Raw genomic sequence first — 16,999 nt, forward strand, 5'->3', positions numbered from 1 at the left:
CGGGGACAGTGTCGACAAAGACACCCTGGGGTACTTTCCTGCCATGCATCGTGTGGTGGCCCTGGTGCGGCCGGTGCAGTCGACGTTCGAGCTCGGCTGCGCCGCCGAGGTCTTCGGCACGCGCCGGGCCGGCGTGCCGCAGCACTACGAGTTCGACGTCTGCGCCGAGACACCCGGCCCGGTGCCGACGACGGCCGGGTACACGATGTCCGTGCCGCTGGGCCTCTCGGCGCTCGCGGCCGCGGACACCGTGCTCATCCCGGGCTGGGCGCCGGTCGAAGCGCCGCTGCCCGCCCGCGTGCGCCGCGCGCTGCTGCGGGCCCACGCCCTGGGCGCGCGGCTCGTCACCATCTGCTCCGGCGTGTTCGCGCTGGCCCGCACCGGGCTGCTGGACGGCCGTTCGGCCACGACGCACTGGCAGCGCGCCGCCCAGCTGCAGCAGGAGTTCCCCGACGTGCGCGTCGAGCCCGACGCGCTCTACGTCGACCACGGCGACGTCGCGACGAGCGCCGGCGCGGGCGCCGGGATCGACCTGTGCCTGCACCTCGTCCGGCAGGACCACGGGGCCGCGCACGCGGCGCTCGTCGCGCGGCACATGGTGATGCCGCCGCACCGTGACGGCGGCCAGGCGCAGTACGCGCCGCCGGTACCCGCGGAGGACGCGCTGGACGGCCTCCTCGCATGGGCCGGCGCGCGCCTCGGGACGTCGTTGTCCGTGGGCGACCTGGCCGCGCACCTGAGCGTCTCGCCGCGCACGCTCGCGCGGCGCTTCGCCGAGCGGCTGGGCACGAGCCCCGGTGCCTGGCTGCTGTCGCGCCGGGTCGCCGAGGCCCGCACCCTGCTCGAAGAGACCGACCTGCCGGTGGACGCGGTCGCGGCGCGCGTCGGCCTCGCCTCCGCGGTCAACCTCCGCCGCCGCTTCCGCGCCCAGGTCGGCACCACCCCGGGTGCCTACCGGCGGGCGTTCAGCTCCGGTAGCGGAACAGGATCCGGCCGCGGCTGAGGTCGTACGGGCTCAGCTCCACGAGCACCCGGTCGTAGGGCAGGATCTTGATGTAGTTCCGCCGGATCTTCCCGCTGATGTGCGCGAGCACCTTGTGCCCGTTTTCCAGCTCGACCCGGAACGTGGCGTTGCGCAGGCACTCCACGACCGTGCCCTCGATTTCGATGCTGCCGGTCTTCGCCATCACCGGATCACCAGCTCGAGGTTGCTGCTCGCCCGCCGGGCGCCGGCGCCTTCGAACAACGCCGTGGCCGCCGTGTTGGCTTCGTTGACCTCCGCCGACGCCGTTTCGACGCCGGAGCGGTGCAGCGCACCCAGCGCGTACGCGAGCAGCGCCCGCGCGACGCCCCGGCGTCGCAGGTCGGCGCGGACGGCGATCAGCCCGATCCGCGGCTGCCGGAGCGGCACCACCCGGACCAGGCCCACGTAGTCGCCGGCCCGCGCGGCCACCGCGTACCTCGACGGGTCCAGCGCGGACCGCACCTCGGCGGGCATCTCCTGCCAGCCGACGGTGGCCTCGACCTCGTCGCGGATCACGCGATCCAGCTCCCTCAACGGCTTTTCCTCCGCCTCGCCGACTCCGATCATGGTCACGCCGGACGGCGCCGGCCCCGGGCCGGCTTCGGTGGGGACGACGTACTCCCATTCGCGACGGCGGATGGAGAAGCCGGCGCGCAGCCAGTCGGTGGTCAGGTCGAGGTCGGCCTCGTCGACGACGGTGTGGAGCGGCCTCGGCAGATCGCGCAGCATGGTCTCGGCGAGGTGGTCGAATACCGCGCCGTGCCAGGCGTCGACGCTGAGGAAGACCCGCCCGTCGGGCCGTCGCGACGCTTCGCCGCGGCCGACGACCAGGTCGTCTTCCAAGGCGTGCCAGTGGCGTTCCGCGACCCGGGTGATGACCGTTTTCTGGTGGGTGTCCGAAGGGTTCATCGGCCACCGCCGAGGTGCCGGGCGAAGAACCGGACCGCGCTGTCGGCCTCGAACCGCGGCAGCTCCTTGTGCGCGCCCGCGTTGGCGTGCAACGTTTTCTCCTTCGACGCGAAGGCGTCGAACAACGCGAGACCGGCTTCGCGCGGGATGTGCTCGTCGTCCCACTGGAGCGCGAACTCGATCGGGATCGTGATGCGCTTCGCCGTCTCCGCCAGGGGTTCCGGCCAGAAAAGCCCGAAAACCGCGGCGGCGATCCGGGGTTCGGCCGCCGTCAGCGGCACCCCGATCGCGGTGCCCATGTTGAGGCCGAAGTAGCCGGCCGGACCGTCGAAGCCGGCCTCCTGGAGCGCGTCGAGCGTCGCCCGCCACTCCGGGACGGCCTGCTCCGCCAGGTGCGCGTTGTACCGGACGACGATCGGGCCGACGGGCTCACCGGAGGCCATCGCGCGCTGCATGACGGCGATCTCCCGCTCGTCGTGAGCCGTTCGCGGCCGGTCACCGTGACCGGGCGCGTCGAGAACGGCGACGGCGAACCCACAGCCGGCCACGATCCGCCCGGCCCGGCCCGCCATGGCGGGGGCTTTCTTGTGGGTACCGCCGCCGTGGCCCATCAGGACCAGGGGAAGGTGCTCGCCACCCGCGGCGGGTGACCAGAGTACACCGGGGACATCGCCCACGGTGAAGTCGCGCTCGAGGACGCCGTCAGACGTCGTTTCCGAAGTGAAGTGCATGAGTGGTGCCTTTCGGGAGTGTCAGGACGCTCCCGGCGGCACCTACGCCGACCACCCGGCCGTGACACGGGGAGGGAGCACCCACGGCATAACGTTCACGGGGCTCACCTCCTCAGGCAGTACACGGTCGGGAGCGACGGTACCAACCCGGCTTCAGCAGTCCAACTCTTTTACCGGCGAGCAGCCGCCGGTGGGGACTCCAGCCGATTCCGGTGCGTTCGCGGACCAGGTGGGAGTGCCCAGGTGAGTGGCCAGCACCAGGTCGGCGGCGAAGACCTGCTCGCGGACGGTGTTCCAGGCCTTCCACACGTCGGGTTCGGCGAGCGGCTGCTTCGAACCGCGGGTGCTCTGCCAGCTGTCCGGGTTGATCAGATCAGGCATGTGGAGCGCGGGCCGGGCGAACCGTGGTCCCTCGCCGTCAGCCGGTCTGGCCGGCACGAAGCTGTACATGCCGTGGACGGGGCTCTCGAACGTCGCCGCGCGGTAGAGGGTGAACCTCGTGTGGGCATCGGCTCCGGCGGCCATCGTCCCGGCGGTGCAGATCGTGAACGCCTCGTCCTCGTCGAGTTCGGCAGCCTGTGCCGGCGTCCACGGCTTGGACTCGGCGACCACGAACACCGTGTCCACGCAGAACTCGTGGTCGAGCCTCGATCCGAAGCAGATCACCGAACCCGCCGGCAACGTCTGCATGGAGGTAGGCCGCCGTTCGTCCCGGATGACCTGCTTGCAGTTGCTGTAACGCATCCGATCCCCGAACACCCACGGGTCGGTGTTCTGGCCACCCCCACGAGTCCAGTACGGCCGGTGCAGCACCCGGGGCAGCCGACCTTCCGTCGCCCAACGACGCTCCACGTGCGACGGCGGCTCCCACTCACCCCAGAAGACCACCTCACCCTCCTGGAGACGGTCGCCGGAGTCGACGTAACGACCGTCGGCAATGAGGAACTTGCGCCCGTGAGGGCCGACGTTCCAGGGCATGTCGTCGCTCTCCGGGCGATGTTCCGCTCCGGGGTGGGGGAACTGCACGAACGCCGTCATGCCCCAGGGGTCGCGCCGGCCGTCACTTTGTTACGCCGACCCGGCGATGGCCTCCGCCAGCACCGAGCGCATCGACGTCGCCGGGCGGCCGAGCAGCCGCTCCAGTTCCGGGTCCACCGCCGCGAACTCGCCGCGCCGCGACGCGTGGAACATGCCCAGCAGCATCTCCGCCCGGGGTGCCGGGACGCCGTGGCCGGTCAGCGATCGCACCCAGTCCTCGTCGTCCGCCACCACCCGGCGGATCGTGCGGCCCGTCAGTTCCGAGAGGATCCGCGCGACGTCCGTGAGGTCCAGCGCGACCGGTGCGGTCAGCGGCGGTGTCGGGCCCTCGAATGAGCCGCCGGACGCCAGGATGATCGCCGCCGCTTCGGCCAGGTCGGCGTGGGCGGTCCAGGACACCGGGCCGTCCGCCGGGGCGACGAGTTCGCCGGTTTCCAGTGCCGCGCCGAGCAGCTGGGGCACCGTGCTCGCGTAGAACCCGTTGCGCAGCACCGTGAACGGCGTGCCCGTCTTCGCCAGGTACGCCTCGGTCGCGGCGTGGTCGGGCATCGGCGCGAACAGCGAATCCTCGGCCGCGCCCTGGTGGCTCGTGTAGAGGACACGCCCGGCGCCCGCGGCCGAAGCGGCCTCGATCGCCGTCCGGTGGCTCTCCACCGCTTTCCCGCCCGTCTCGTTCGCCGAGACGATGAGCACCTGCGTGGCGCCCTCGAAGGCCTCGGCGAGCGACTGCGGGTCGCCGAAGTCGCCGCGCCGCACGCGCACGCCGAGGTTTCCGGCGCGGTCGACGTCGCGGACGCTGACGCCGATCTGCTCGGCCGGGACGAGCTCGCGCAGCCGGCCGACGATCCGGGAGCCGAGCTTGCCGGTCCCACCGGTGATGACGATCATGGTCCACCTCTCACTAACGTTGATAGTAACGACGTTAGCATCATGGATACCACAGATACGTTATCATTGAAAACATGAGGACGGTCCGGGACGAGACGCGCACGAACATCGTCGAGGTCGCGGCGCGGCTGCTGCGGGAGCAGGGTGTGGCCGCGGTCACGATCCGCGCCGTCGCGCAGGCGGCCGGCCTGCAGCCGCCGGCCCTCTACCGGTTCTTCGCGGACAAGGACGCCCTGCTCGACGTGGTCGCCGAGCACGTGTTCAGCACCTACGTCGCCGGGAAGGCCGTCGACGAGACGGCCGATCCGGTGGCCGACCTGCGCGCCGGGTGGGACGCGCACATCGCCTTCGGCCTCGCCAACGCCACCTTGTTCGGCCTGCTGATCGACCCGCGCCGGACGTCCGGCGGCGCCGCGGCGGCCGGGCTGGCGGTCCTGCGCGCCCGCGTCCACCGCGTCGCGGCGACCGGGCGCCTGCGGGTCACCGAACGCCGCGCCGTCGAGGTGATCCACGCCGCCGGCACCGGCGCCGTGCTCACCCTGCTGGCCGTGCCACCGGACGACCGGGAGACCGGCCTCGCCGACACGATGTACCAGGCCGTGCTGCACGCGATCCTCACCGACGCGCCGGCGCCCGACGCCGTCGTGCCGGGACTGGCGAAGCTGACCACCGCCGAGCGCGCCCTGCTGGACGAGTGGCTCGGCCGGGCGGGCTGAGCTGGGGCAGACTGGGTGACGTGCCGGAACTCCCCGAAGTCGAGCTCGCCCGTCAGGTCCTCTCCGGCGCGCTCGGCCGCAAGATCCGCGACGTCGACGACCGCGACGACTGGGTCTGCCGGCCGCACGCGCCGGGCGACATCGCCGCCGCGCTGACCGGCGGGCGGCTGACCGCCGCGCACCGGCGGGGCAAGACGCTGTGGTGCGAAACCGAGGGCGGCGACGGGAAACCCGGCCCGAACCTCGGCCTGCACCTGGGGATGGCCGGCCAGCTGCGGCTCGGCGGCGAACGCGGGCCACTCGGCCCGGAACAGCTCCGCCACCGCGCGGAGAAACCCGAGTGGTTCCGGTTCGGGATCACCTTCGCCGACGGCGAACAGCTGCTCCTGTTCGACACGCGGCGGCTGAGCCGGGTGCGCCTCGACCCCGACCTGGACGCGCTGGGCCCCGACGCCGGGGAGATCTCGCGAGCCGGCTTCCGCGAGCGCGTCGGCCGCGGCCGGGCCCCGCTGAAGGCGCGGCTGCTGGACCAGTCCGTGGTCGCCGGGATCGGCAACCTGCTGGCCGACGAAACCCTGTGGCAGGCCGCGCTGAGCCCGTCGCGGCCCGTGGACGGCCTGACCGGCGACGAGCTCACCGAGCTCCACAAAGCACTCAGGAAAGCGTTGCGCGCCGCGATCAAGCACGGCGGGGTGCACACCGGCGAGATCATCGGACACCGCCGAGCCGGCGACCACTGCCCGCGCTGCGGGGCGGAGATGGCGCACGGCACGGTCGGCGGCCGGTCGACCTGGTGGTGTTCGAAGGAACAGCTGGACTAGGCGCTGCCGGGCTTCGTGATCCGGGCGCGAAGGCCGCGAGCGGTGCCTAGCGCGGCCCGAGGCCGGTGCGGCCGTCGAGCAGCTCGCGCACGACGTCCAGCTGACCCGCGTGCCGCGCCGTCTCCTCGATCATGTGCAGCACCACCCCGCGCAGATCGGCGACCTCCTCCTCGGGCGGGCCGGGATGACGGCCTGCCGGCGGCGTGGCGAGCGGCGTCGCGGCGAAGATCTCGTCGGAGCGGCGGCATTGTTCGCGGTAGAAGGCGAAAACGACGTCCGGGGAGCGCGGGGTGGTCAGCGGCGCGTGGTCGTCGTCCGGCCAGGCGAGGAGACCGGCGGTGCCGGTGACGATCTCCTGGAACCAGTACCGCTCGGCGTACCCGAGGTGCTCCACCATGCCCAGCGGCGTCCAGCCGGACGGCAGGAGCGGCGTCGTCAGCGCCGGCTCCCCCAGTCCTTCGAGGATCGCCAGGACGGCGGCCCGCTGGGCGTGCAGGTACCTCAGCAGCATGCGCTTCTCACCGTCCACGACCGCGGACCCTAGCGACTCCGCACGAGGGCGACCGGAATTTGTCGGAGGTTGCCGGTAGCGTCGGATCCATGGCAACACTGGTCACCTTCCACGCCCACCCGGACGACGAATGCCTCCGGACCGCGGGCGTCATGCGGAAGGCCGTCGAAGACGGGCATCGGGTCGTGCTGGTCGTCGCGACGCGCGGCGAGGTCGGCGAGGTACCCGACGGCTTTCTCGCCGAGGGCGAAAAACTCGAGGACCGCCGCGTCCAAGAGGCCCACGCGGCCGCGAAGATCCTCGGCGTCGAGCGCGTCGAGTTCCTCGGCTACCGCGACTCCGGGATGATGGGCGAGGCGACGAACGACGACCCGGCGTGCTTCTGGCAGGCCGACGTCGAAGCGGCCGCCGCCCAGCTCGCGGCGATCCTGCGCGAGGAGTCGGCGAGCGTGCTGACGGTCTACGACGACAACGGCGACTACGGTCACCCCGACCACATCCAGGTCCACCGCGTCGGCGTCCGCGCGGCCGAGCTGGCCGGCACCGCGCGCGTCTTCCAGGCGACGTTCAACCGCGAGTTCATGCAGCGCGGCTTCGACGCGGCGGTCGAGCAAGGCCTGATGCCGCCCGAGGCGCGGCCGAACCCGCCGGAGAACGTCGAGTTCGGCAAGCCGGAAGCCGAGATCACGGCCGCGGTGGACGTCACGAAGTACGTCGACGTCAAGCGCGCGGCGATGCGCGCCCACCCGAGCCAGATCAGCGAGGACACGTTCATGCTGGCCATGCCGGACGACGCCTTCGCCTTCGCGTTCGGCACGGAGTGGTACATCCGGGCGGGCCAGGGGCCGGGCATCACGGAGACGGACCTGATGGCCGGACTCTGACCCCGGCAGGGCCGGGAATTGCCGAGCCGGCCGGTTCCGCCGAGCCGGTCCGGGCCGCGGCTCAGGCGAGCGCGGCCGTCACGTCCAGCTCCACCAGCTGGTCGGTGTACCCGAGCTGCGCGACACCGAGCAGCGTGCTCGCGGTCGTGAACGCCGCGCCGATCCCGGACTCGTTCAGGCGGTCCCAGACCGCCGACAGCGTCGGACGATCGGTGGTCACCACGTAGATCACCGTGCGGACCACGTCCTGCGGGGTCGCGCCCGCGAACGCCAGCGCGGCCGCCGTGTTGGCGATCACCTGGTCGGTCTGGGCGAGGACGTCGCCGTCGACGACCTTGCCGTCCGCGGCCAGGGGGCACTGGCCCGCCAGGTACACCGTGCGGCCCGCCGGCGCCACGGTCACGTGGTGGTACCCCGGCGTCGGGTGCAGGCCGGGCGGGTTCTGCCGTTGAATGGTCACCACCGCATCATCACGGGGCGGGCAACCGGATTTCGGGAGGGCGCGTGCGCAGGACCATCGACTGGGCGGACGGCGCGATCGTCATCATCGACCAGACCGCGCTGCCCGGCGACTACCACCTGCTGGCGCTGCGGACGGTCGGCGAGCTCGTCGACGCGATCCAGCGCCTCGCCGTCCGCGGCGCGCCCGCGCTCGGCGGTGCCGGCGCGCTCGGCGTCGCGCTGGCGGCCCGGCTCGGCGGGGACGTCCGGGCCGACGCCGAACTGATCGCGGCCGCCCGCCCCACAGCCGTCAACCTGCGCTGGGGGGTGGAACGCGCGCTGACGAAGCTCGGCCAGGGCGCCGACGCCGTCCTCGCCGAAGCGCAGGCCGTGCTGACCGAAGACGAACAACTCAACAAGTCGGCGTCCGCGCACGCCGCCGGGATCGTGCTGGCGGAGTGCCCGCGCCGGCCGTTGCGGCTGCTCAGCCACTGCAACGCGGGCCGGCTCGCCACCGTCGGGTGGGGCAGCGCGCTCGGCGTCGTCTGGCACCTGCACGAGCGCGGCCTCGTCGAGGAGGTGCTCGTCGACGAGACGCGCCCGCTGCTGCAGGGCGCCCGGCTGACGGCGTGGGAGCTGGCGCAGGCCGGCGTGCCCTACCGCGTCCAGCCGGACGGCGCGGCCGCCGCGGCGATGGCCCGCGGGATGGTCGACTGCGTGCTCGTGGGCGCCGACCGGATCGCCGCCAACGGCGACGTGGCCAACAAGATCGGCACCTACGGCCTGGCCATCGCCGCCGCGCACCACGGGGTGCCGTTCGTCGTCGTCGCGCCGTCGTCCACAGTGGACAGTTCACTCGCGGACGGCACGGGCGTCACCATCGAAGAACGGGACGCCCGCGAGCTCACCGAATACGCCGGGATCGGCATCACGCCGCCGGGCGCGGAGGTGTTCAACCCCGCGTTCGACGTCACCCCGGCTGCGCTGATCACGGCCGTGGTCACCGAAAACGGCCGCTACGTCCCTTAGGGGCGCGGGCCGATCTCCCGGCCGCCGTCGGTCACCAGGATCGCCATCGCCGGGCACGAGTCGGCGGCGTCGAGCACCGTCTCGTCCCCGTCGACCTCCTCGGTGACCGTGCGCGCGACGGCACCGTCCAGCGCGAACACCTCGGGCATCAGGGACGCGCACATCCCCGAGCCGATGCAGGTGTGTTCGTCGACCTCCACGTGCCAGCTCATGGTCACCTTCCGAATCACCAGCCGATCGGCATCGTCCGCGGTCCGCGGACGAGCATCTGCGTCTTCCACACGATATCGCCCGCGAGGTGCAGCCCGGGCAGCTCGGTGACCAACGCGCGCAGCGCCTCCTGCAGTTCGAGGCGGGCGAGCGGCGCGCCGAGGCAGTGGTGGACGCCGTGGCCGAAGCCCAGGTGGTGGTTGTCCTCGCGGTCGAAGCGCAGTTCGTCCGCGTCGTCGAACCGCAGCCGGTCGCGGTTGGCCGCGCCGACGGCCACCAGCACCGGCTCGCCCGCCCGCACGAGCACCCCGCCGACCTCGATGTCCTCGGTGGCGTACCGCGCGAAGCCGGCACCGGCGCCCAGTGGCACGAAGCGCAGCAGCTCCTCGACCGCGGCCGGGATCAGGTCCGGGTCCTCCCGCAGGCGCGCCCACTGCCCGGGCTGGTCGAGCAGCGCGTAGACGAAGTTGGGGATCTGGCTCGCGGTGGTCTCGTGGCCGGCGACGAGGATGCCGACGCACAGGTCGACCAGCTCCAGCTCGGTCAGCCGGTCGCGCGTGTCGCGGGCCTCGATCAACGCCGTCATCAGGTCGTCCCGCGGCGCCGAGCGGTGTTCGGCGATCAGGCCGCGCATGTAGTCGCGCAGCTCCTCGCGGTTGCGCTCGAACTCCTCGGGCGTCAGGCCGCTGGTGGACAGCGCCGCGTCGCTCCAGACGCGGAACTTCGGCCGGTCCGCGACCGGGACGCCGAGCAGCTCGCAGATCACGGCGACCGGGATCGGCAACGCGTAGGCGTCGACGAGGTCCGCGGTCGTCCCGGCGGCCTTCATGTCGGCGATCAGCTCGGCCGCGAGCCGGGTGACGCGCGGCCGGAGCAGCTCGACGCGGCGCATGGTGAACGCCTTCGCGACGAGCGTCCGCAGCCGCGTGTGGTCGGGCGGGTCCATCTGCAGGATGCCGCCGTCCCGCTGCACGGGCGAGCGCCGCGGCGCGTCCTTCTCCTTCTCCATCGCCCGGGAGAAGCGGCGGTCACCGAGCACGAACCGGGCGTCGGCGTAACGCGTGGCCAGCCAGGCGGGCTCGCCGTAGGTCATCTTGACCCGCACCAGGCCGGCCGCCTCGCGAGCGGCCGAGTAGGCCTCGTTCAGGTCGAGCCCCGCCTCCTCGTTGAACGGGTACGCGAGCGGCTCGGTGTGCGTGGTGGTCATCCGGGAACCCCCGTGTCTCGTTTGTAAGCACCTGCTTGCAAACGCTACACAGCATCGAGTCTCACGTCGAGCACTCTCGCGGCCACGCTGCGTACACCACCGTGCGATCGGCGGACACCGGCGAACGCCTCGGAAGCGGCCGCGAGGCCGGCTCCCGAGGCGGCGCCGAACGCCGCCCACGCCCTCCCCCGAAGCGGGCGGCCACCCGACGATGCCGTGCGCGCGGCCGTTGCCCCAGGCCTGCGCGGTTATCGACCAGTTTTTGTCCACCTTGCGGCGGAAAGTTTCCGGCCGGTTGTCACCATGCGCCATTGCCGAGTCACGGAAACCTAGGTTACGGTGACCTAGGTGTGGATCGAGATCCTGCTGCTGTCGAGGCTGGCCCGCGAGCCGATGCACGGTTACGAGCTGCGCAAGGCCGTGGAGGCCTCGACCGGCCACACCTTGTCGAACAACTCGCTGTACCCGACGTTGCGGCGCTTCGTCGACGCCGGCGCGGTGAGCCGCAGCGCGGAGGAACAGGAGGCCAAACCGCCGCGGCACGTCTACACCGTCACCGACGTCGGGCGGGAGCTGCTGCACGACATGCTCGCCGACTTCCCGGACGACCTCGCGCTCAACGAAGCCGAGTTCCTCGCCAGAGTGGGGAACTTCGGCTGGCTGCGCGAAGACGAGCGGAGCCGCGTCATCGACGTCCGCGATCGCGGGCTCGCGGCCGAACACGAGCGGCTGACCCGGCTGCTCGCCGACCAGGCCGATCCGTGGAGCCGCGCCACCATGCGGCACGTCTGCGAGCAGTTCGACACCGAACGCGCCTGGCTCGCCGAACTGAAACGAGGAGCGGTTTCATGACCACCACCGAAGAGACCCCTCGGCTGCCCTTCGCCCGCGCCGACGCGCTCGCGATCGCGCCGGACTACGAAGCGCTCCGGCGACAGGCCCCGGTCAGCCGGGTGCTCACCCCCGCCGGCGACCCGGCGTGGCTGGTGACGTCGTTCGAGGAGGCCAAGGAGATCTTCCGCGACAAGCGGTTCGGGCGGTCGCACCCCGCGCCGGAGCAGGCGTCGCGCATCTCCCACGCCGCGATCCAGGACGGCCCGAGCGGCGACTTCGACACCGAGGAGCAGGAGCACAAGCGGATGCGCCGGATGCTGGCGCCCGCGTTCTCCGCGCCGCGGATGCGCGCCCTCGGCGACCGGATCGAGGAGCTGACCACCCGCTGCCTCGACGACATGCGGGCGGCGCACGACGCCCACCCCGGCGAGCCGGTCAACCTGACCGAACTGCTCGCGTTCCCCTTGCCCGTGCTGGTGATCTGCGAGCTGCTCGGCGTCCCGTTCGACGACCGCGAACACTTCCGGAACCTGTCGGAGCGGATCGCGGTGATGGACGGCGGCGCCGACGCGCAGGCCGCGATGACCGAGTTCAAGGACTACATGACCGGCCTCGCCGACGCCAAGCGCGCGAACCCGCAGGCCGACGTCATCTCCGACATGGTCGCGGTCCAGGCCGACGACCCGACCTTCACCGACGACGACCTCGCGCGCATGGGCGCCGGGCTGCTGTTCGCCGGCCACGAGACGACGTCCACCCGGATCGCGATGGGCGTGCTGTTCCTGCTCACCGACACCGCCCGCCGCGACCGGTTCGCCGCCGACCCCGAGGGCGAGGTGAACCAGACCGTCGAGGAGATCCTGCGGATGACGGCGACCAGCGGTACCGGCCTGCTGCGCTACGCGCACGAGGACGTCGAGGTCGCCGGGACCCGGATCATGCGCGGCGACGCCGTGCTCATCTCCAGCGACGCCGCCAACCGCGACGCCGCGGCGTTCGCCGACCCGGACGAGTTCGACCCGGGCCGCACCCCGAACGTCCACCTCGCCTTCGGCACCGGCGCGCACGTCTGCATCGGCGCGAACCTGGCCCGCACCGAGCTGCGGACGGTCTTCCCTGCCCTGTTCCGCGCTTTCCCGCAGATGCGCCTCGCCGTCGGCCTCGACGACATCGCCGTCCGCGTGAACCGCGTCGCGGGTGGCGTCGACCGCGTCCCCGTCACCTGGTGAGGAGCGTCCCGTGAAGATCAGCGTCGACACCGGCAAGTGCGTCTCCTCGGGCCAGTGCGTGCTGCTGGCGCCGGAGACGTTCGACCAGAACGAAGACGACGGCACGGTGGTCCTCCTCGCCGACGAGCCGCCGGCCGGTGAGCGGGACGCGGCGCGGCAGGCCGAGCTGACCTGCCCGGCCGCGGCGATCCGGCTCGCCGAGGCCTGACCGACCGCACCCGCGTCCGGTTTGCCGGTTAACCTTCAGCGGTGACCGAACAGCCGGGCCGGAAGCGGGACGCCGCCGCGACGCGCCTGGCGCTGCTCGACGCCGCCGCGAAGCTGTTCGCCGAGCGGGGGTTCGACCGGACCACGGTGCGGGACATCGCGAAGGAAGCGGGCGCCAACCAGTCGCTGCTCTTCCGCTACTTCGGCAGTAAAGAAGCGCTGTTCGAGGCGGTCATCGCGCGGAACACCCGCGAGCAGATCGCCTCGAACTCGCCGGAACGGCTGTTCAGCGCGACCTTGCGCAGCATGCTGGAACCCGGCGGCGAGCGGAACCGGACGCTCGAGACGTACCTGCGGTCACCGGGCAGCGACAGCGCCGCCGCGGCGATGCGGCAGGAGCTGGGCCGCGAGTACGCCGGCACGCTCGCCGGCCTGACCGACGCACCGGACGCCGAGCTGCGCGCCGACCTCGCGCTCGCCTGGCTGCTGGGCATCGGGCTGGTCCGCGAGGTCACCGCGAAGGAACCACTGGCCAGCGCCGACCCGGACACCATCTGCCGGCTCGTGCTCGCCGCTACCCAAACGTTGCTGGAGCGCACGGAATAACGCGGCACTTTCACGTGAAAGTGCCGCCTCGTCAGGGCAACGCGCGCCGCAGCAGTTCCGCCAGGTGCACTGCCTGGCGGCCCGACTCCTGGGCGATCTGGGTCCGGCAGCTGAAGCCGTCGGAGACGACCACCGTGTCTTCCGAGGCCGCGCGGATCGCCGGGAGCATGCGGTCCTCCGCCACCGCCTTCGACACCTCGTAGTGGCCGCGCTCGAAGCCGAAGTTGCCCGCCAGGCCACAACATCCCGAGTCCAGCGTCGTGTTGCGGACGCCCGCCGCCGCCATCGCCGACTCGTCGGCGGTGAAGCCGAGGACCGCGTGCTGGTGGCAGTGGACCTGGGTGATCGCGTCGACGTCCAGCGCCGCGAACGGGATCGGGGCGCGCTCCAGGAGTTCCGCGAACGTGACCGTCCGCGAGGCCAGCAGCACCGCACGCGCGTCGTCCGGCAGCAACGCCGGCAGGTCGCTACGGAACAGCGCCGTGCAGCTCGGCTCCAGCCCGGCGACCTCGTACCCCACGTCCAGGTACGGCGCCAGCACGTCCAAGGTGCGCCGCAGGACGCGGCGGGCGACGTCGAGCTGGCCGGTCGACACCCACGTCAGTCCACAACAGACACCACGGTCGGGCAGCACGACGTCGTACCCGGCCGCGGTCAGCACCTCGTGGGCCGCGTCGAGCACCGACGGCGTCAGGTAGTTGTTGAACGAATCCGGCCACAGCACGACTTTCCGGTCGCCGGACGCGCGGCGCCGCAGGTCCGCCCGCGCCGTCGTGAACGGCTTCCGCGCGAACTCCGGCAGCGCTCGTTCCTTCGCGATCCCGCCCAGCCGTTTCAGCAGCCCGGACAACCGCGGCGACCGGCCGACGGCGTTGGCCAGCCGCGGCGCCCGTGCGCTGGCCCGCAGCCACAGCGGCAGCCAGCCCATCGAGTAGTGCGCCGCCGGGCGCAGCCGCCGCCGGTAGTGCTGGTGCAGGAACTCGGCCTTGTACGTCGCCATGTCGACGTCCACCGGGCAGTCCGACAAGCATCCCTTGCAGGACAAGCACAAGTCGAGCGCGTCGTGGACCTCGGCGGAGCGCCAGCCGTCCGTGATGACCTCGCCGTTGAGCATCTCGGCGAGCAGGTGGGCCCGCCCGCGCGTCGAATGCCGTTCCTCGCGGGTGGCGCGGTAACTCGGGCACATCACGCCGCCGCCGCTGGTGTTGCGGCACTTCCCGACGCCGACGCAGCGGCGCATCGCCTGCCCGAAACTCCCCCGGTCCTCCGGGTAACCGAGCACCGTGACGTCCTCAAGGGACAGTGGCGCCGGGCGCACGCGCAGGTTCGCGTCGACCTTGCGCGGCTCGACGATGATGCCGGGGTTCATCCGCCCGGCCGGGTCGAAGATCGCCTTGAACCGCGCGAAGACGTCCATCATCTCCGGGCTGTACATCCGGGACAGCAGCTCCGAGCGGGCCTGCCCGTCGCCGTGTTCGCCGGACAACGATCCACCGTGGGCCGCGACGAGGTCCGCGGCCTCTTCGAGGAACCGCCGGAATCCGGCGATCCCTTGCCGGGACAGCAGATCGAAGTCCAGGCGCAGGTGCAGGCAGCCCTCGCCGTAGTGGCCGTACACGACGCTCTTACGCCCGTGCGCGCGCATCAGGTCCTTGAACTCGCGCAGGTACGCGCCGAGCCGCTCCGGCGGGACGGCCGCGTCCTCCCAGCCCGGCCACGCTTCCGAGCCGTCCGCGAGCCGGGTCGCCAGGCCCGCGCCCTCCTCGCGGATCCGCCACAGCTTGCGCTGCGCGACGGGGTCGTCGAGCACGACGGATCCGGTCAGGTCCAGCGACGCGGCCAGCGCGCGGGCGCGCCCGGCGGCCTCGGCCGGGTCCGCGCCGGCCAGCTCGACGAACAGCCAGGCGCCGCCGGGCGGCAGGTCGTTCCCGCGGCCGGGGAGCATCGCGACCAGCTCGGCGTCCACGCCTTCGACGGTCAGCGGCGACCACGGCAGGATCGACGGCACCGCGTCGGCCGCCGCGATGTCGGACGGGAAACCCAGCACGGCCAGCACCCGGTGCCGCGGCAGCTCGGCCAGCGCGACCGTCGCTTCGAGCACCGTGACGCACGTGCCCTCCGAGCCGACCAGTGCCTTGGCGACGTCGAAGCCGTTCTCCGGCAACAGGTGTTCCAGGCCGTACCCGGAGACGCGCCGCGGCCACGTCGAAAGTTCCTTGCGCAGCAGCGCCAGGTTGTCCCGCACCAGCGCGCGCAGCTCGTCGAAGATCCGGCCTTCGGTGGGCTCGCCCGGGCCGAGTCGCAGCCGCGTGCCGTCGTAGAGCAGGACGTCCAGCGAGCGCACGACGTCGACCGTGCGGCCCCACGCCACCGAGTGCGATCCGCAGGCGTTGTTGCCGATCATCCCGCCGATCGTGCAGCGGCTGTGCGTCGAGGGGTCCGGGCCGAACCGCAGCCCGTGCGGCGCCGCGACGGCTTGGAGGTCGTCGAGCACGGTCCCGGGCAGCACCCGCGCGAGCCGCGTCGCCGGGTCGAGCGAGAGCACCCCGCCGACGTGGCGTGAGGTGTCGATCACCAGCCCGGGCCCGCACGCGTTGCCGGCGACGCTGGTGCCCCCGCCGCGGGCGATCACCGGCAGGTCCCGGACGCGGGCGGCGGCGACCGCGGCGACGACGTCGTCGACGGTCTCCGGCAGCACGACGCCGCGGGGCACGTGGCGGTAGTTGGAGGCGTCGGTCGTGTACAGCGCGAGCGTGGCGGCGTCGGTGAGGATCTCCACGCCCCCATTCAAGTCGATCGGTGGCACGATCCGCTGTGTGACGATCGACTTGCACGCCCACAGCACGGCCTCGGACGGCACGACCCCGCCGGCGGACCTGCCGCGGCTGGCGGCCCGGGCGGGCCTGACGGTGGTCGCGCTCACCGACCACGACACGTTCGCCGGCCTGGCTCTTGCGGCGCCCGCGGCGGCGGAAGCCGGGATCGAGCTGGTGCCGGGAGTCGAGATCTCCTGCCGGCTCGACGACGCCGAGGTGCACCTGCTCGGCTACTTCGCCGACCCGGCGGACGCGCCGCTGGCCGCCGAGCTGGACCTGATCCGCACCGACCGCGCCCGCCGCGCGGTCCGGATGGTCGAGCGCTGCCGCGAGCTGGGCGCGCCGATCACCCTGGCCCAGGTGGAGGCGATCGCGGCAGGCGCCCCGCTGGGCCGCCCCCACATCGCGGCGGCGCTGGTGGCCTCGGGGGTGACGACCGACGCGTTCACGCAGGACTGGCTCGCCGACGGCGGCCGCGCGGACGTCCCGAAGCACGTCCTGCCCACGACGGCCGCGATCGCCCTGGTCCGCGCGGCCGGCGGCACGGCGGTGCTGGCCCACCCGCGCTCGTCGAAGCGCCGGGCGGAGGTGTCGGACACCCAGCTGGCGACGCTGGCCGCAGCGGGCCTCGCCGGCCTGGAGGCGGACCACCCGGAGCAACCACCCGAGGTCGGCCGGCGGCTGCGGGAGGTGGCCGCGGAGCTGGGGTTGCTGACGACGGGCTCGAGCGACTTCCACGGCGACCGCAAGCCGGTCCGCCTCGGCGACTTCACGACGTCCCCCGAGGTGCTGGCCGCCCTGCGCCCCTGAGCCGGCCGGCCCCGGGTGAGGCCCTGCGCCCGGCCGACGCGCCGTGAGGGGCACCCTCAGGGCGCTCGAGTCCCTCAAGGTGCCCCTC

Annotated in this window: 20 protein-coding genes; 10 read left to right on the plus strand and 10 right to left on the minus strand. The window is 72.7% G+C overall.

All coding sequences use genetic code 11. The features are described from left to right. Positions 1-43 precede the first annotated feature (43 nt). Complete coding sequence (locus OHS18_RS19880; RefSeq protein ID WP_328618042.1) at positions 44-1,003, plus strand: GlxA family transcriptional regulator; 960 nt, start codon at positions 44-46, stop codon at positions 1,001-1,003. Here OHS18_RS19880 and infA read toward each other — a convergent pair. From infA to OHS18_RS19905, 5 genes are all read right to left on the minus strand, one after another. After that, positions 966-1,187 carry a translation initiation factor IF-1 gene (infA, locus tag OHS18_RS19885; RefSeq protein WP_305879353.1) on the minus strand — a complete coding sequence of 74 codons (222 nt, stop codon included), beginning with the start codon at positions 1,185-1,187 and terminating at the stop codon, positions 966-968. The genes OHS18_RS19880 and infA overlap by 38 nt on opposite strands. Then, positions 1,187-1,933: a GNAT family N-acetyltransferase gene (locus OHS18_RS19890; RefSeq protein WP_328618043.1), complete on the minus strand. Its 747-nt coding sequence runs from the start codon at positions 1,931-1,933 to the stop codon at positions 1,187-1,189. Before OHS18_RS19890 ends, infA begins: the two co-directional genes overlap by 1 nt. Continuing rightward, positions 1,930-2,664 (minus strand): alpha/beta hydrolase, encoded by a 735-nt coding sequence (locus tag OHS18_RS19895; RefSeq protein ID WP_328450419.1) that lies wholly within the window; start codon positions 2,662-2,664, stop codon positions 1,930-1,932. The genes OHS18_RS19890 and OHS18_RS19895 overlap by 4 nt, the downstream gene beginning before the upstream one ends. A 153-nt stretch (positions 2,665-2,817) precedes the next feature. Then, entirely contained in the window at positions 2,818-3,702 is an 885-nt protein-coding gene (locus OHS18_RS19900; protein ID WP_328618044.1) for a hypothetical protein, read from the minus strand. Between the two features lie 30 nt (positions 3,703-3,732). After that, the gene (locus OHS18_RS19905; protein ID WP_328618045.1) at positions 3,733-4,590 is read right to left on the minus strand and encodes an NmrA family NAD(P)-binding protein; all 858 of its coding nucleotides are present in this window, start codon (positions 4,588-4,590) and stop codon (positions 3,733-3,735) included. A 74-nt stretch (positions 4,591-4,664) separates the two neighbouring features. Between OHS18_RS19905 and OHS18_RS19910 the strand changes: the two genes are divergently transcribed. After that, positions 4,665-5,306, plus strand: a complete 642-nt coding sequence (locus OHS18_RS19910; RefSeq protein WP_328618046.1) for a TetR/AcrR family transcriptional regulator — start codon at positions 4,665-4,667, stop codon at positions 5,304-5,306. A 20-nt stretch (positions 5,307-5,326) separates the two neighbouring features. Continuing rightward, the gene (locus OHS18_RS19915; protein ID WP_328618047.1) at positions 5,327-6,127 is read left to right on the plus strand and encodes an Fpg/Nei family DNA glycosylase; all 801 of its coding nucleotides are present in this window, start codon (positions 5,327-5,329) and stop codon (positions 6,125-6,127) included. Positions 6,128-6,173: 46 nt separating this feature from the next. Here the strand turns inward: OHS18_RS19915 and OHS18_RS19920 are convergent, their stop codons facing one another. Further along, positions 6,174-6,656, minus strand: a complete 483-nt coding sequence (locus OHS18_RS19920; protein WP_328618048.1) for a DinB family protein — start codon at positions 6,654-6,656, stop codon at positions 6,174-6,176. A 71-nt stretch (positions 6,657-6,727) separates the two neighbouring features. Here OHS18_RS19920 and OHS18_RS19925 point away from each other — a divergent pair, with 71 nt between their 5' ends. Next, positions 6,728-7,522 carry a PIG-L family deacetylase gene (locus OHS18_RS19925; protein WP_328450407.1) on the plus strand — a complete coding sequence of 265 codons (795 nt, stop codon included), beginning with the start codon at positions 6,728-6,730 and terminating at the stop codon, positions 7,520-7,522. 61 nt (positions 7,523-7,583) lie between these two features. Here the strand turns inward: OHS18_RS19925 and OHS18_RS19930 are convergent, their stop codons facing one another. Beyond that, a complete protein-coding gene (locus OHS18_RS19930) occupies positions 7,584-7,982 on the minus strand; it encodes a RidA family protein (RefSeq protein ID WP_328450405.1) in 399 nt (132 codons plus the stop codon). Between the two features lie 44 nt (positions 7,983-8,026). Between OHS18_RS19930 and mtnA the strand changes: the two genes are divergently transcribed. After that, positions 8,027-8,992: an S-methyl-5-thioribose-1-phosphate isomerase gene (mtnA, locus tag OHS18_RS19935; RefSeq protein WP_328618049.1), complete on the plus strand. Its 966-nt coding sequence runs from the start codon at positions 8,027-8,029 to the stop codon at positions 8,990-8,992. Here the strand turns inward: mtnA and OHS18_RS19940 are convergent. Together OHS18_RS19940 and OHS18_RS19945 are read right to left on the minus strand one after the other, a co-directional pair. Continuing rightward, a complete protein-coding gene (locus OHS18_RS19940) occupies positions 8,989-9,204 on the minus strand; it encodes a ferredoxin (RefSeq protein WP_328450401.1) in 216 nt (71 codons plus the stop codon). The two genes, mtnA and OHS18_RS19940, sit on opposite strands and share 4 nt — an antisense overlap. Positions 9,205-9,218: 14 nt before the next feature. Further along, positions 9,219-10,409 (minus strand): cytochrome P450, encoded by a 1,191-nt coding sequence (locus OHS18_RS19945; RefSeq protein ID WP_328618050.1) that lies wholly within the window; start codon positions 10,407-10,409, stop codon positions 9,219-9,221. A gap of 348 nt (positions 10,410-10,757) precedes the next feature. On the opposite strand from OHS18_RS19945, the gene OHS18_RS19950 reads away from it, so the two are divergent. Genes OHS18_RS19950 through OHS18_RS19965 form a run of 4 tightly spaced genes read left to right on the plus strand, consistent with a single transcriptional unit; the run spans position 10,758 to position 13,285 of the window. After that, positions 10,758-11,261, plus strand: a complete 504-nt coding sequence (locus tag OHS18_RS19950; RefSeq protein ID WP_328618051.1) for a PadR family transcriptional regulator — start codon at positions 10,758-10,760, stop codon at positions 11,259-11,261. Further along, positions 11,258-12,472 (plus strand): cytochrome P450, encoded by a 1,215-nt coding sequence (locus tag OHS18_RS19955; protein WP_328618052.1) that lies wholly within the window; start codon positions 11,258-11,260, stop codon positions 12,470-12,472. Before OHS18_RS19950 ends, OHS18_RS19955 begins: the two co-directional genes overlap by 4 nt. A 10-nt stretch (positions 12,473-12,482) precedes the next feature. Beyond that, on the plus strand, positions 12,483-12,680 hold the full coding sequence (locus OHS18_RS19960; RefSeq protein WP_328618053.1) for a ferredoxin: 198 nt from the start codon (positions 12,483-12,485) through the stop codon (positions 12,678-12,680). Between the two features lie 41 nt (positions 12,681-12,721). Continuing rightward, positions 12,722-13,285 carry a TetR/AcrR family transcriptional regulator gene (locus OHS18_RS19965; RefSeq protein ID WP_328618054.1) on the plus strand — a complete coding sequence of 188 codons (564 nt, stop codon included), beginning with the start codon at positions 12,722-12,724 and terminating at the stop codon, positions 13,283-13,285. Positions 13,286-13,316: 31 nt separating this feature from the next. On the opposite strand, the gene OHS18_RS19970 is transcribed toward OHS18_RS19965, so the two are convergent. Further along, positions 13,317-16,064, minus strand: coding sequence for an FAD-binding and (Fe-S)-binding domain-containing protein (locus OHS18_RS19970; protein WP_328618055.1), 2,748 nt, complete (start codon positions 16,062-16,064; stop codon positions 13,317-13,319). Between the two features lie 37 nt (positions 16,065-16,101). On the opposite strand from OHS18_RS19970, the gene OHS18_RS19975 reads away from it, so the two are divergent. Next, positions 16,102-16,911, plus strand: coding sequence for a PHP domain-containing protein (locus OHS18_RS19975; RefSeq protein ID WP_328618056.1), 810 nt, complete (start codon positions 16,102-16,104; stop codon positions 16,909-16,911). The last annotated feature ends 88 nt before the right edge of the window (positions 16,912-16,999 follow it).

The organism is Amycolatopsis sp. NBC_00355 (assembly GCF_036104975.1).
Taxonomy (GTDB): domain Bacteria; phylum Actinomycetota; class Actinomycetes; order Mycobacteriales; family Pseudonocardiaceae; genus Amycolatopsis.

What these genes read in the sequence shown, in the direction of transcription:
- infA (WP_305879353.1), bottom strand. Translation starts at nt 1,187, where the DNA reads ATGGCGAAGACCGGCAGCATCGAAATCGAGGGCACGGTCGTGGAGTGC.
- OHS18_RS19880 (WP_328618042.1), top strand. Translation starts at nt 44, where the DNA reads ATGCATCGTGTGGTGGCCCTGGTGCGGCCGGTGCAGTCGACGTTCGAG.
- OHS18_RS19900 (WP_328618044.1), bottom strand. Translation starts at nt 3,702, where the DNA reads ATGACGGCGTTCGTGCAGTTCCCCCACCCCGGAGCGGAACATCGCCCG.
- OHS18_RS19940 (WP_328450401.1), bottom strand. Translation starts at nt 9,204, where the DNA reads ATGAGCTGGCACGTGGAGGTCGACGAACACACCTGCATCGGCTCGGGG.
- OHS18_RS19895 (WP_328450419.1), bottom strand. Translation starts at nt 2,664, where the DNA reads ATGCACTTCACTTCGGAAACGACGTCTGACGGCGTCCTCGAGCGCGAC.
- OHS18_RS19945 (WP_328618050.1), bottom strand. Translation starts at nt 10,409, where the DNA reads ATGACCACCACGCACACCGAGCCGCTCGCGTACCCGTTCAACGAGGAG.
- OHS18_RS19955 (WP_328618052.1), top strand. Translation starts at nt 11,258, where the DNA reads ATGACCACCACCGAAGAGACCCCTCGGCTGCCCTTCGCCCGCGCCGAC.
- OHS18_RS19925 (WP_328450407.1), top strand. Translation starts at nt 6,728, where the DNA reads ATGGCAACACTGGTCACCTTCCACGCCCACCCGGACGACGAATGCCTC.
- OHS18_RS19910 (WP_328618046.1), top strand. Translation starts at nt 4,665, where the DNA reads ATGAGGACGGTCCGGGACGAGACGCGCACGAACATCGTCGAGGTCGCG.
- OHS18_RS19905 (WP_328618045.1), bottom strand. Translation starts at nt 4,590, where the DNA reads ATGATCGTCATCACCGGTGGGACCGGCAAGCTCGGCTCCCGGATCGTC.
- OHS18_RS19890 (WP_328618043.1), bottom strand. Translation starts at nt 1,933, where the DNA reads ATGAACCCTTCGGACACCCACCAGAAAACGGTCATCACCCGGGTCGCG.